This is a genomic window from Microcystis sp. M113S1 (assembly GCF_020246945.1).
Lineage (GTDB): Bacteria > Cyanobacteriota > Cyanobacteriia > Cyanobacteriales > Microcystaceae > Microcystis.
The window spans coordinates 1-11,803 of record NZ_JADBSA010000133.1; the positions used below are offsets into that span (position 1 = coordinate 1).

Here is an 11,803-nt window from a genome sequence, read left to right on the forward strand (position 1 = left end):
AATTTATTGCTGAAGTTTATTGATTTTATTCTAACATTTTTATGTTTTTTTTGAGCGATTTTTTCTTTGATTAGTCAATCTAGATATAGATAACTTTTACTTATCATTAGTCGTTGTCTAAGTACATAAATACTAGGAGAATCCCTAATTTTTTAGCCCCTATCATTTAGCGATCGCTATTGGACAAAAACTTTTCCATCTACTGACCTTAATCCACTCTAAAAGAGCGGCGATCGCAATGATGTTGCCTTACTGGGGAAAAAATGGTACGATAATAACAATTTATTAATATTATTGGCAAGTAATTATGTCATCTTTAGTTATCTCACAACATATTGAAATCACTCCTGGTATCTGTGGCGGAAAACCTCGTATTGCTGGACATCGAATTAAAGTTCAAGATATTGTAATTTGGCATGAAAGAATGGGAATGTCACCAGATGAAATTATTTATCATCATCCTACTATCACCCTAGCAGATGTTTATGCGGCCTTGGCCTATTACCATGACAATCGAGAAGAAATTAGACGACAACTTGAAGCAGGAGAAACTTTTGCTAAACAACTACAAGGCAACAAACCATATTTAATTGAGAAAATATTAAATTGACGAGCTAAAATCGTTATGAAAAAACTTAGAGTTTATATCGATACATCAGTCATTGGAGGCTGTTTAGATGATGAATTTTCCTTAGAGTCCAATCAATTGATGGACGCCATTAAGCAAGAAAAGTTTATTTTGTTAATGCGTGATATCATTGTTAGCGAATTAATTAATGCCCCCCAAGCGGTTAAAGATATTTTATTATCGATTCCGCAGAGAGTTATTGAAGTAGCTAAGATAACACCTGAAGTTTTACAGTTAAGGATGCTTATATCAATGAAGGAGTTGTTACATCAAAGTCTATTAATGATGCTACTCATGTAGCGGCTGCTACAATAGCTAGAGCGGATGCAATCATATCATGGAATTTTAAACATATTGTGCGCCTAGATAAAATGAAAGGCTATAATCAAATTAATTTACTCAATGGCTACGGGATTTTGACTATTATTTCTCCTTTAGAGGTAACAATTGATGAAGCCAACGACAATTAAAAAAAGTTTTGACTGTTTAGCTTTTAAACAAACCAGCCAAGAAAAAATGGCTGAAGACATGAAAAATCTCAGCTATTCAGATCAGATTGAATATCTTCAAAAAAAGATTAATGAAAGTGATTTAAAGTTATGGTGGGAATCCATCAATAACAAGAAATAAGGCGCATTATACTCTGTTAATGCACCCAATAAAAAAGCGTGTTGCTACGCAGTGCCTTCAGTATCACACTCAGTCTCCAAAAATGCTCTCAAATATCTCACGCTTGACTCTAAAGTTAATTTCTCTAAGTCTTTGATAAAAACTCTCCAAATTTTCAATTTCTATCTTTCCTTCTTTGAGAAGTTTACGAATAATCGCTAAAGTTCCTTTAACATTTAAGCCTAAGCGTAGTGCTTCTTTTCTTGCTGCAAAGTCATCAAGGATGATATAATCAGTTTGTAATTCTATTCCTAAAGTAATGGCATCAGATTCACCTTTCCCTAAACGTTCATTTAAACTATTTGCTAGAGAGATTAATTTAATATTTAGGATAATTAATTTCTGTTGATTGATCAGCTTATTAAGAGTCTCTGAAGATTGATCTTGTTTGGCATTAATTTCTTGTTGTACGGTTGCAGGCAAATAAAAATTATCATTAGAATCTAGGAATTTTTCTAAAAATCCTAACTGAGACAAAAAGATTAAAGGGGAAGAATTGAAAACAATTTTCATAGAGATTACCATTTTTTTTCTCTATCTATGTCTTCTGTAGTAAGATAAGAAAAATCGATTCCCATTAATTCTAAAATTTTCAAGAACATTTCTGTATCCATTTCCATGATTTCTGCGGCTTTATGAAGACTGATGATGCGAGAAACTAAAGCACCCACCACAAAAATAAATTGTTCTTTTTGTTCAATATTATCAAATAATTGTATTTCGGCGGCAATTTCTTGAAAAGTAATCGAAGTATTCATTGTCTTGCTAAGTTTCATCAATTAAGACATATCTAACTTAATTTTAACGCAAAATCAACCCAACAAACTGCCCTTATCTCAATCTTTTAAATTATAGACAACAAATAAGGTGCATTATACTCTGTTAATGCACCCGATAAGATGAGCTACTAGAAACTCCAGAAAAAAGACAAAAAAACGTTTGCAGATAACCGAATTATCCGAAAATTAATTTTTTCAAATCCTCAAAGATTCTGACAACCTCTGATCCTAGTAATGCTTCTAAAATCCATCTTGCTACTACTTTAATCCACTCCATAAAAGAATGTGTACTGGAAAGAACGGCTTTCTTTTGAGACACAGAAAGTTGACGAAAGCGTTGGATAATTTCTTGTTCTTCAGGTGTTAATTCCATAAGGTATAGGCTCTTGATAAGTATTTAATATGATGTGGTTTTAGGATTTAAAATAAACTTTTAAACCAGTTCCATAAATCTTTAACAGCACCAGAAATTTTTTTCCATATTTTTGGAACCTCTGTCTTAATCCATGTTAAAAAAGCATTTTCACTGTTCTTCAAGGCATCTCTCTTAGACTGAGATAATCCTCGAATTTTATCTATAAAGTATTGTTCATCTTCAGCCAAATCTTCGTACTTTAGAGTCATAAAAACCTCGATTTGTTTGGGTTATTGTAGAAATTTAAACCTTTCTATTCTTTCGAGTAGAAAATTAATATAGGCACATCAATAGTGTTTCTTGTGTTAAATATAAATATTTAACATTTTCGTAATTTTAATTCATAAAAATTCTCTATTTAAGTTGTTTTGCATCCCTAAACATTTTTATAAAAATTTGATCTTCTTCACTTAAAGGAGAGCTGGAGTGATGAGTTAATCTGACAAGATAGCTTTTACTGTTACCAACATCTAGTTTCTTAAATTTTTTAGTACTGTGAGATGTAACGCAGTGAGATGGTTCTTTAAGTTTAAACGGCTGATGAAAAACATTTAGTTCTGTATCTCCAGCCCACTCAAAATTATTTCCACTGCTATGAGCATAGAAATAGTAGTATCGATTATCAAGTTGCCTGGCATAGGGCGTGATTGTCTCATTTGAATGAATGCACCACCAACCCTCTGTCATAAACATACCTTCAGAAGAGTCATAATAAGCAATAGACAAATAAACTGGCATAGAGGTTTTATTTTCAAACTGAAGCATCGTTTAATCCTCCAATTCACGTCTTAGTAAATCTTGGACAGCAGGATCTGCTAACTCAATTGGGTCGGCAGGATTAATAGCAAACTTCCAGCCAGTTTTTCCTGCCGCTTTGATAATAGCAGACAGCACATTATAGAGTCTGTAACGCTTTTCCGCCGAATAATACTCGACTTGCTCGACCTTAATAGAAAGCACTGAACTTAATTCTTTCTGAATTGCTTGGCAACGACGATTAATGTTGTCTTCTTGCTCAGGAGAAGGGTAATTAAATTTAGTATTCCAAGTACCGGGACCAATTTTATCAACTTGATTTAGACCAATAACAAGGCGACCTTTCAAATTACCCATAACATTTTGAACGATGTCTCTGAGGATAACTTGATCTTCTCGCAATGCTTTCAAATTCGCTTGAATGACATACAGAACTACATCGGCTTCTGGTAAAATTTTTTCATAAATTTTTGCATACTCTTGATCCAGTTCCAAATCTTCTCCCATGCCGGGCATATCAATTACTGCCAGCTTACCACCTTTGGGTAATTCAACAATTTTCTTGCTTGCTTCTGTTGTACCATGAGTAGTATGACTTACTTTTTCATCTAAATCAAATAAAGCATTAATTGTGGTGCTTTTACCCACCCCTGTTTTGCCGATAACAGCTACTTTAGGAGGATTTTTAAGTTCTTCTTCAATTAAACCTTCTAATAAGTTAAAGTCTTTATCACCTAAGACCTTACGCAAGTTATCAACAATCTTTTGTTGTTCTGAGGAAACTTTTTTATTAAATAAACTCATTGCAAGATACTCCTTTTGGTTCAAACTCATTAATGACGTTTACGAGATTCTCAAGTCCATAACTTAAAAGAACTGAGCAAGGTACGATGTTAGTTTTTCTGATGGGAATATATGGAGAAAATCGTTCATATACAATATTTATTTTTTCAGGAATAAAGGATGATTGTTCGGAAGAAGGACAGTTTTTCACGAAATCCCAATTTTCTGGATAAACCCGATCAATTTGATTAAGTGCAATGACATAATGTGCTTGAGGTCGATTTTTACCATTTTCCGTAAGTTTTAAGAGTGCCTTTTGATCCTCAGCAAAAGCGCGAGTGTCAGCTTGAATAACCCATAAAATTACATCGGCAGAGTGAAATGTTTCATATACTTGTGCAAAATGTTCTTCGTCAGCATATTCACTTTCGCCAACTCCCGGAGTGTCGCAAAGTTGCCAAGTCCAGTCCTCACCCTTATTAATTTCAGATAAAATCTTACCTTCATGGCGAGTTACAACTTGAGTACAAGCCACAGCATAATCCGTACACCAATTTAGTCCAAAAAGAGTATTGGATAAGCTAGTCTTTCCTGTCCCTGTTTGACCAAAACTAGCTAAAGTTGGTAAACTACTTTGTATCATTATTGTACTATCAATGTAAGTGTTTAAAAAATAACTCCTCGTAAGGATAGCAATTGACGCTTTTACCTACCCTCCCGAATACTTGATACCAACTTGACTTAAAATCTGAACCACTTTACTCGCGTCATAACTGGGTACTTCTATCTGATCCCCTGAAATTGAGGCATTTGAACCCAATGAACCGACGATTTTTGCCTTAGCTTCTGATTTTTTAGAATCGAGCGCATATTTGTCTAAAACGAACTTAGTCATGTCAATCCTCTGTTAATTGTTTAGTAGTTCTTAGCGATGAATGTATTTAGATCAAAATTCAAAGTATTAGCGATGGCATGAAGCATCCACTTTTCGCCTTCGCTCATGTGACCGTCAGAGGCAACAAGTTGGATTGCAAATTTCATCAATGTAGTGCGTTCCATTGCCGAACTGGAGTTTTTAAAGCTGGTTACAGCCGTTCCTAATTCTTCAACTATCCCATCTGATGTAAGGTTATCAATGGAATCAATCAGTTCTGATGGTGTGAAAGAAATACCATCATAATTACTATTCAAAAAGCTAACAATGATTTGCACTTCAGATTGAGAGACTCCACCATCAGCACAGGATAGTATGTAAAGAATTTCAAAAGCAGATTGAAACTTATCCATCATTCATCCTTGTTACTTGCAACTAAAACGAACTTCGTCATAAAATACCTACGTTAAACTGAGACATAAGCAATAATACTTAGAACTAGCGTCGCTGAGTTAGATATGGTTAGTTTTAGGTCTGTTTTGCTTAACTACATTCCATCATGCCAAACGCTTCCAAAAAGTGACAACCCCTAAACATCGGATTTTATCGGGAGTTTTGTCGGGTAAATTTTTCTGAAAATTGGAAAAAGTGGGATTTAGTTGGGCTATAATACGCAAAAGTCTTTTGCTGTGTCGATTGTATGAATATCACGGAAGTCTTACAACTGATTGACGAACGCCTTATTGAGCGAGATAAAAAGCCGCTAAATACTATCCAGAAGGCTATTTTTGAAGGGAGTTGGCAAGGACAGAGTTATCAAGAAATAGGTAACGAATATCACCGCAGTGAGACTCATATTAGAGAGGAAGGTGCTAAATTATGGAAGCTTTTATCGGATGCTTTTGGGGAAGAAATAAGAAAATCTAATTTTCGTTCTACCATAGAAAGAATGAAGATTAAATCATCTCCAAATTCTTTGAATGTTGTAAATAGTAACAATAACCATTTTTGCCATACACAAACCTTCACTTTACCCAATGGCAATGACTTAAATAGTAATAATAACTCTCAATCTGAATCAATCTATCATGATCTAACCCTTGCTCCTCAAATTATTGACTTTTATAATAGAGAAAAAGAACTGGCAACAATCTCGAACTGGGTGTTTAAGCAAAATACTCGCTTAATTGCCGTTTTGGGATTATGGGGAATAGGAAAAACCACCCTAGTTAAACGATTTATTGATCTCAATTTAGAACAATTTGAAGTGGTGATTTGGAAAAGTTTAAAATTTCCCAAGTCTTTAGATTTATGGCTAAATGATTTATTGAATACTTGCCAAAAAGAACCGAAAGAAAGCACCGATAACAAAATCCAGCAATTGTTAGAAGTTCTAAGCAATCATAAATGTTTAATCGTCTTAGATGATTTTCAAAATCTTTTTGCCGTTGGTCAAATGGCAGGTAATTATCAATCTGAATATAGCAGTTATCAACATTTTTTAAAACTGATTGCAGAAATCCAATATCAGAGCCATTTTATTCTCATTAGTCAAGAAAAATCCGCAGAAATGAACTATATTAATCAAGAAAATTCTCCTACTCAATGCTTAGAATTATCAGGATTTGAAGCGATTGATTTTCTGAAAAATAAAGGTTTACAAGATAGGGAAAGATGGTTAGAATTAATTCAATTATACGAAGGTAATCCTTTTTATTTAACCGATATTGCCGTTTTGATTAAAGATGTTTTTGATGGCAAGGTTAACGATTTCTTGGCAGAAAATAGCTTAGTTATTACAAAAAAAATGCAGTCTCATTTAAAACAAATTTTTGGTCGCTGTTCTCCCCTTGCTCAACAAATCGCCTTAGAATTAAGTAAAGTTGATCAACCTTTATCTAGAGAGGAGTTAAAAAATAATCTAGATTTATCTGCCAGTGATTTAATCAATGGTTTACAATCCTTGCAACAACGTTATTTAATTCAAAGGGAGCAAAACCGATTTCAATTATCATCTATTTTTAAAGAGTATATCAAAAGCGATCGCTCTTAATTTTTTTGATTAAGTTAGCTCTGAACTTCCCCCATACACATCTACTAGAATAGCCAAAAAACCCTTATCCATCAATGGATACACCCATTAACTTTTCTGAATGTACCCATGTTGATTGTAATACCTCTTAAAGAAGATCGAGTCAAAAAAAGAACCCTTCCAACCTCTCAAACTGATTGGTAACAATTAGAGGCAATCAGCGATATTGATAGCGATGTGTGAGATTAGTCTTGAGATAATATAAGGTCGATGTCTGATAACTGATAATTGATCGCTGAATTTAACTTCTTAAAGAAACTTGGAACTGTTTAACTAAAGCTTCTCGCACTTTTGTCATTAAGGGTTCCACATCTTCATCGGTTAAAGTTCGATCGCTGGCACGATAGACTAAACTAAAGGCCAAACTACAATGATTTTCTGGCACATTCTGTCCCTGATAGCGATCGAATAATTCGACTTTTTCTAAGAGATTACCTCCAGCATTTTTGATAGTTTTTGTCAATCTATCTACGGGTATATCTGTGGAAACAAAGAAGGCGATATCTCGTGCCGCTCCCGGATAGGTAGAATAGACCTGTAAACGCGGGGTAATTTTGGCACTATCGCTAAGAGTTGCTAACAGGATCGGGAACTGGATTTCAAAGGCATAAACTGCCTCAATTAATCCCTTTTGCTGACGCAATTGCGGGTGTAGTTGACCGAATATACCTAGGCGTTGTTTGCCAATCCATAAAGAGGCTGTTCGTCCGGGATGAAAACGCGCATCTTCGGCATATTTTTCGTAGCTTACTGTCAGCGAAAGGCGATCGAATACTGCTTCTAAAATGCCTTTTGCTTCGTACCAAGTCATGGCTACCTCTTTACCCGATCGCAGCCAACGTCCGGCCGGGAAGAAATCCCCACCGAAAATACCGGCAATTGCATCGTATTCGTTGATATTATCCGATTCTAAGCGGAAAACTCGCCCGATCTCGAAGCCATTTAAGGAACCGTTACCCTGAGACTGATTATACTCAAACGCTTCGATTAAACCGTCGAGGAGATTAGTCCGCAAAGCAGAATACTCGACAAAAAGGGGATTAGCGAGGACAACTTCCGCTAATTCTGGTTTAACTAGGGAATACTGGACTAATTCCGTCAAACCGACTGCTCGAAAAGCTTCCCGCAGCCGACGCTGGATAGTTTCCTCAAAGGATAATCCTCCGGCTGCGGTTTTTGCCGGCAAAGTATCGACAAAGCGATCATATCCGTAGAGTCGCGCCACTTCTTCAATTAAGTCAATTTCTCGTTCTAAATCCCGATAACGGTAGTCTGGCACTGTCACAGTCCACAGAACAGGATTTTTCGAGGTTAACTGCAATTCACAGCCCAAATTGCCTAAAATCCGTTCCACATCTTCGGCGAGAATTTCACCGATCGCACCACTATCTAGGGTAACTTGACCCAGTATTTGCTGTAAACGTTGTAAACGCAATTCGATCGAACGACTGGACTGATCAGCGCGATAATCAGCTTTAACCTGACTGCTGACAGTTCCCCCAGCTAACTCTAGAATCAAATCGATCGCCCTTTGACAAGCATATTCCAAAGCGGCGGGATTAACACCGCGTTCATAGCGTCCGGAAGATTCGCTGCGTAAACCCTGCGCTTTTGAGGAACGACGGATAGCGATCGGATCGAATAAAGCCGACTCTAGCACAAGATTAACGGTTTCCTCGTTAACTTCCGTATCTTGACCTCCCATCACTCCTGCTAAAGCTACAGGCTTATTATTGGCAGTAATTAATAAATTAAGCTCTTTTAAGCTTCTTTCCTGACCATCAAGGGTAATAATTTTTTCCCCTTCCTCGGCAAAACGGACCCCAATAGTAACGGATTTACCTCCGGCAAAACTCTGTAAACGATCGCGATCGAAAGCGTGTAAGGGTTGTCCCCACTCCAAGAGGACATAATTAGTAATATCGACCACATTATTGATCGATCGCAGTCCGGCAGCCTGTAAACGCTGTTGCAACCATAGCGGAGATGGGCTAATTTTTACCCCCTCGATCACCGTACCAATATAAGCAGGACAAGCTTTATTTTCGGTTATTTCCAGAGATAAATCTTTTTTAGGGGAAAATTCCCCTAATTTCACTTTTGGTAGGCTTAATTCTCCTCCTGTCAAGGCCGCCACTTCTCGCGCGACTCCGATCATACTCAAAGCATCGGCGCGGTTAGCGGTGGGAGAAATATCTAAAATCACCTCATCGAGTCCTAAGAGGGGACGAACATCTGTACCTAAAGGGAGATTTTCCGGGCTAAAAATGTGGATTCCTTCAGAATCTTTAGTTAATCCTAATTCCGCGAGGGAACAGATCATCCCTTCCGATTTTACCCCCCGCAATTTAGCCGGTTTAATCGTTAAATTGATTTTGGGTAAATAGGTTCCCAAAGTAGCCACGGGAACTAGAATATCAGCCCTAGCATTGGGCGCGCCACAGACAATTGTACTAGGGTTTGACTGACCGATATCCACCTGACAGACACTTAATTTATCTGCGTTTGGATGAGGTTGGCGATCGATAATTTTACCAATAACCACACCCTTTGCCCATTCTCGGCGATCCTCGATCTCTTCCACTTCTATTCCCGCAATTGTCAATAATTCGGCTAATTCTTGGGGAGATTGGGCGACTTTGACTAATTCTCGTAACCAGTTGATCGAAATCCGCATCGTTAATTCTTGTTTGCCGTTGGTTCTTAACTATTGTAAACCGTGGGTAGTCAATGATTTAGAGATTAGGGCTGATCGGCTGTTAAAATATTAGGGGGAAGATGGAAGGACTGTGTAAATAACCGCTCATTTTCCTTGGCAAGGGGTGATATTATCTTTGAACAGATTACCGATAATTTGGGGAGATAATCAGTAGTTAGCTATCTATATCAAAAAGGATTATTGATGCCATCTGATCAAATAGAAAACCTCCTCAAGGTAATTTTGAGACAATACCAAAGTTCTTTTAGTGACAAAATCTATGGAGAAGAAAATGATGATTATGATCCGCTTATGAGGGTATTTGGAATTACTCCTAGTTTAAAAAGGGAAAATCGTCAGTATTGGGGCAGGGAACTAGGAATGTGTTGGCAACGTCTGGTGACAGAAGTTTTTCAGGCTAATTGTTCAAATTATCAACCTGCTTTAAGGATTGAAGATGATGAACCCTGTGACTGCATTTTAGGTGGAGATGCCATTGATACTAAATATAGAATTGGTTCAGGAGATTCTGGCACACTTAAAAAGTTTAAACAGTATGGAAAACTATTACAGGAAAGAAAACTTAGACCTATTTTACTGATTGTGCGAGAGGATAACTTACCAGCAGCGATTAAAGCTTGTCGTGTCGGTGGCTGGAAGGTTTTACAGGGCGAAGAAAGTTTTGATTATATACTTGATCGCAGTGGGTTCGATTTGCTGGAAGCTTTTGATAAATTTTCTGAAACAAAGGAGTTTTATATTGCCCGATGAATATCTCAAAAAGATGGCAACTTCTGCACGGTGATTGTAGAGAAATTCTCACTTTACTAGAAGAATCTAGTATATCTTGTGTGATAACAGATCCCCCCTATAATTATGAGTTCATTGGCAGAAATTGGGATCATGATGAAATCCAAAGACGCAGAGAACGTATTCAAAACAGTTCCACACTGGTAAAAAATATTCCCTATGGAAGTGGGTTAGCCGGTGGCGTTCGCAATGAGCGTTGGTATCAACGCAATCGCGAAAATGTGGTCAATTATATTGAATGGGCAACAGATTGGTCAAAGGAACTAATGCGTGTTTGTAAAAGCGGTGCTGTTGTCGCTGTTTTTAGTAGCACAAGAACACTGGCTCATATTCAGATTGCTCTTGAAAATGCTGGTTTTTATGCTAGAGATGTGCTGGTTTATAGACGACATTCAGGCATTCCTAAAGGATTAAATATTGAGAAAAAACTTGACAAAATTGGTGATACTAATGCTCAACAATGGCAAGGTTGGCATACTTGCTTGAGAAATGAATGGGAAGCTATAGTTATTGTGCAGAAGCCTCTAAAAAACAATTATATTGAAACTATACAAATGACTGGATTAGGTCCCTTCAAAGCTATACTAAGTGACGGCTCTTTTCAATCCAATATTTTAGAGGGCTTTTCTAAAGGACGGGATGAAAATTTTGATGAGCATTGTACGATTAAACCTTTATCATTGATTAGAAAACTGATCGAGTTATTTCTACCACAGGATAACAGTCATATAGTTCTCGATCCTTTTGCAGGAACGGGTACAACTCTAATTGCCGCTCTAGAATTAGGTTATAAGACTATTGGTATTGAAATTGAAGAGCAGTATATTAATATCATTCAACAACGTTTAAGGGAATATTTTGGCAAGATCGGCCAGGAATTTGAGGTATTTGATTAGTCAATCTAAAAAGTTAACAATAATAACCGCTACAGTAGAAAATCGGCTCGACAATAAATCCTTCAGAGAATTAAGGAGAGTTAGTCAAGCTGAGGACATAATTAGTAATATCGACCACATTATTGAGCGATCGCAATCCGGCAGCCTGTAAACGCTGTTGCAACCAGGTTGGAGATGGGCTAATTTTGACCCCCTCGATCACCGTACCAATATAGGCAGGACAAGCTTTATTTTCTGATATTTCGAGAGTTAAATCTTTTTTAGGGGAAAATTCCCGTAATTTCACTTTTGGTAGGCTTAATTCCCCCCCCAGTTGCTCGAAATCCCCATCGTTAATTCTTGCTTGCCGTTGGTTCTTAACTATTGTAAACGGTGGGTTGTCACCGCGACCGGGTTGGCAGGA

At 37.0% G+C, this 11,803-nt stretch carries 16 protein-coding genes and 1 pseudogene; 6 read left to right on the top strand and 11 right to left on the bottom strand.

The genetic code is table 11. The annotated features are described in order from the left end of the window. The first annotated feature begins 307 nt into the window (after nucleotides 1-307). From IM319_RS06725 to IM319_RS06735, 3 genes are all read left to right on the top strand, one after another. Nucleotides 308-610: a DUF433 domain-containing protein gene (locus IM319_RS06725; RefSeq protein ID WP_287735078.1), complete on the top strand. Its 303-nt coding sequence runs from the start codon at nucleotides 308-310 to the stop codon at nucleotides 608-610. A gap of 15 nt (nucleotides 611-625) precedes the next feature. Next, nucleotides 626-928, top strand: a complete 303-nt coding sequence (locus tag IM319_RS06730; RefSeq protein WP_287735079.1) for a hypothetical protein — start codon at nucleotides 626-628, stop codon at nucleotides 926-928. A gap of 150 nt (nucleotides 929-1,078) precedes the next feature. Then, nucleotides 1,079-1,258, top strand: a complete 180-nt coding sequence (locus IM319_RS06735) for a hypothetical protein (protein WP_002747316.1) — start codon at nucleotides 1,079-1,081, stop codon at nucleotides 1,256-1,258. Nucleotides 1,259-1,327: 69 nt separating this feature from the next. Here the strand turns inward: IM319_RS06735 and IM319_RS06740 are convergent, their stop codons facing one another. From IM319_RS06740 to IM319_RS06780, 9 genes are all read right to left on the bottom strand, one after another. Then, nucleotides 1,328-1,810: a DUF3368 domain-containing protein gene (locus IM319_RS06740; protein WP_039899737.1), complete on the bottom strand. Its 483-nt coding sequence runs from the start codon at nucleotides 1,808-1,810 to the stop codon at nucleotides 1,328-1,330. A 5-nt stretch (nucleotides 1,811-1,815) separates the two neighbouring features. Continuing rightward, a complete protein-coding gene (locus IM319_RS06745) occupies nucleotides 1,816-2,055 on the bottom strand; it encodes a UPF0175 family protein (protein ID WP_002754053.1) in 240 nt (79 codons plus the stop codon). Between the two features lie 196 nt (nucleotides 2,056-2,251). Beyond that, nucleotides 2,252-2,449 (bottom strand): hypothetical protein, encoded by a 198-nt coding sequence (locus IM319_RS06750; RefSeq protein ID WP_008205015.1) that lies wholly within the window; start codon nucleotides 2,447-2,449, stop codon nucleotides 2,252-2,254. Between the two features lie 47 nt (nucleotides 2,450-2,496). Further along, nucleotides 2,497-2,700 (bottom strand): hypothetical protein, encoded by a 204-nt coding sequence (locus IM319_RS06755; RefSeq protein ID WP_106909919.1) that lies wholly within the window; start codon nucleotides 2,698-2,700, stop codon nucleotides 2,497-2,499. A 145-nt stretch (nucleotides 2,701-2,845) separates the two neighbouring features. After that, nucleotides 2,846-3,256 (bottom strand): DUF1036 domain-containing protein, encoded by a 411-nt coding sequence (locus tag IM319_RS06760; protein WP_159251986.1) that lies wholly within the window; start codon nucleotides 3,254-3,256, stop codon nucleotides 2,846-2,848. 3 nt (nucleotides 3,257-3,259) lie between these two features. Next, complete coding sequence (locus tag IM319_RS06765; RefSeq protein WP_287735080.1) at nucleotides 3,260-4,051, bottom strand: GTPase family protein; 792 nt, start codon at nucleotides 4,049-4,051, stop codon at nucleotides 3,260-3,262. Continuing rightward, nucleotides 4,038-4,673 (bottom strand): GTPase family protein, encoded by a 636-nt coding sequence (locus IM319_RS06770; protein ID WP_125730453.1) that lies wholly within the window; start codon nucleotides 4,671-4,673, stop codon nucleotides 4,038-4,040. The genes IM319_RS06765 and IM319_RS06770 overlap by 14 nt, the downstream gene beginning before the upstream one ends. A gap of 66 nt (nucleotides 4,674-4,739) precedes the next feature. Continuing rightward, nucleotides 4,740-4,925 carry a hypothetical protein gene (locus IM319_RS06775; RefSeq protein WP_002754073.1) on the bottom strand — a complete coding sequence of 62 codons (186 nt, stop codon included), beginning with the start codon at nucleotides 4,923-4,925 and terminating at the stop codon, nucleotides 4,740-4,742. A gap of 20 nt (nucleotides 4,926-4,945) precedes the next feature. Then, nucleotides 4,946-5,320, bottom strand: coding sequence for a TerB family tellurite resistance protein (locus IM319_RS06780; protein WP_287735081.1), 375 nt, complete (start codon nucleotides 5,318-5,320; stop codon nucleotides 4,946-4,948). A gap of 284 nt (nucleotides 5,321-5,604) precedes the next feature. Between IM319_RS06780 and IM319_RS06785 the strand changes: the two genes are divergently transcribed. Further along, a complete protein-coding gene (locus IM319_RS06785; protein ID WP_287735082.1) occupies nucleotides 5,605-6,957 on the top strand; it encodes an ATP-binding protein in 1,353 nt (450 codons plus the stop codon). A gap of 280 nt (nucleotides 6,958-7,237) precedes the next feature. On the opposite strand, the gene pheT is transcribed toward IM319_RS06785, so the two are convergent. Then, nucleotides 7,238-9,673, bottom strand: coding sequence for a phenylalanine--tRNA ligase subunit beta (gene pheT, locus IM319_RS06790; RefSeq protein WP_287735083.1), 2,436 nt, complete (start codon nucleotides 9,671-9,673; stop codon nucleotides 7,238-7,240). Between the two features lie 225 nt (nucleotides 9,674-9,898). On the opposite strand from pheT, the gene IM319_RS06795 reads away from it, so the two are divergent. Together IM319_RS06795 and IM319_RS06800 are read left to right on the top strand one after the other, a co-directional pair. Further along, nucleotides 9,899-10,465, top strand: coding sequence for a restriction endonuclease (locus IM319_RS06795; RefSeq protein ID WP_286824965.1), 567 nt, complete (start codon nucleotides 9,899-9,901; stop codon nucleotides 10,463-10,465). Between the two features lie 80 nt (nucleotides 10,466-10,545). Beyond that, nucleotides 10,546-11,400, top strand: a complete 855-nt coding sequence (locus tag IM319_RS06800) for a DNA-methyltransferase (RefSeq protein WP_287735084.1) — start codon at nucleotides 10,546-10,548, stop codon at nucleotides 11,398-11,400. A gap of 70 nt (nucleotides 11,401-11,470) precedes the next feature. On the opposite strand, the pseudogene IM319_RS06805 reads toward IM319_RS06800, so the two are convergent. After that, nucleotides 11,471-11,710, bottom strand: a pseudogene (locus tag IM319_RS06805) (phenylalanine--tRNA ligase beta subunit-related protein); the annotation flags it as partial. Between the last annotated feature and the right edge of the window lie 93 nt (nucleotides 11,711-11,803).

Coding starts and splice junctions, on each gene's coding strand:
- IM319_RS06725 (WP_287735078.1), top strand. CDS start 308: ATGTCATCTTTAGTTATCTCACAACATATTGAAATCACTCCTGGTATC.
- IM319_RS06730 (WP_287735079.1), top strand. CDS start 626: ATGAAAAAACTTAGAGTTTATATCGATACATCAGTCATTGGAGGCTGT.
- IM319_RS06735 (WP_002747316.1), top strand. CDS start 1,079: ATGAAGCCAACGACAATTAAAAAAAGTTTTGACTGTTTAGCTTTTAAA.
- IM319_RS06740 (WP_039899737.1), bottom strand. CDS start 1,810: ATGAAAATTGTTTTCAATTCTTCCCCTTTAATCTTTTTGTCTCAGTTA.
- IM319_RS06745 (WP_002754053.1), bottom strand. CDS start 2,055: ATGAATACTTCGATTACTTTTCAAGAAATTGCCGCCGAAATACAATTA.
- IM319_RS06750 (WP_008205015.1), bottom strand. CDS start 2,449: ATGGAATTAACACCTGAAGAACAAGAAATTATCCAACGCTTTCGTCAA.
- IM319_RS06755 (WP_106909919.1), bottom strand. CDS start 2,700: ATGACTCTAAAGTACGAAGATTTGGCTGAAGATGAACAATACTTTATA.
- IM319_RS06760 (WP_159251986.1), bottom strand. CDS start 3,256: ATGCTTCAGTTTGAAAATAAAACCTCTATGCCAGTTTATTTGTCTATT.
- IM319_RS06765 (WP_287735080.1), bottom strand. CDS start 4,051: ATGAGTTTATTTAATAAAAAAGTTTCCTCAGAACAACAAAAGATTGTT.
- IM319_RS06770 (WP_125730453.1), bottom strand. CDS start 4,673: ATGATACAAAGTAGTTTACCAACTTTAGCTAGTTTTGGTCAAACAGGG.
- IM319_RS06775 (WP_002754073.1), bottom strand. CDS start 4,925: ATGACTAAGTTCGTTTTAGACAAATATGCGCTCGATTCTAAAAAATCA.
- IM319_RS06780 (WP_287735081.1), bottom strand. CDS start 5,320: ATGATGGATAAGTTTCAATCTGCTTTTGAAATTCTTTACATACTATCC.
- IM319_RS06785 (WP_287735082.1), top strand. CDS start 5,605: ATGAATATCACGGAAGTCTTACAACTGATTGACGAACGCCTTATTGAG.
- pheT (WP_287735083.1), bottom strand. CDS start 9,673: ATGCGGATTTCGATCAACTGGTTACGAGAATTAGTCAAAGTCGCCCAA.
- IM319_RS06795 (WP_286824965.1), top strand. CDS start 9,899: ATGCCATCTGATCAAATAGAAAACCTCCTCAAGGTAATTTTGAGACAA.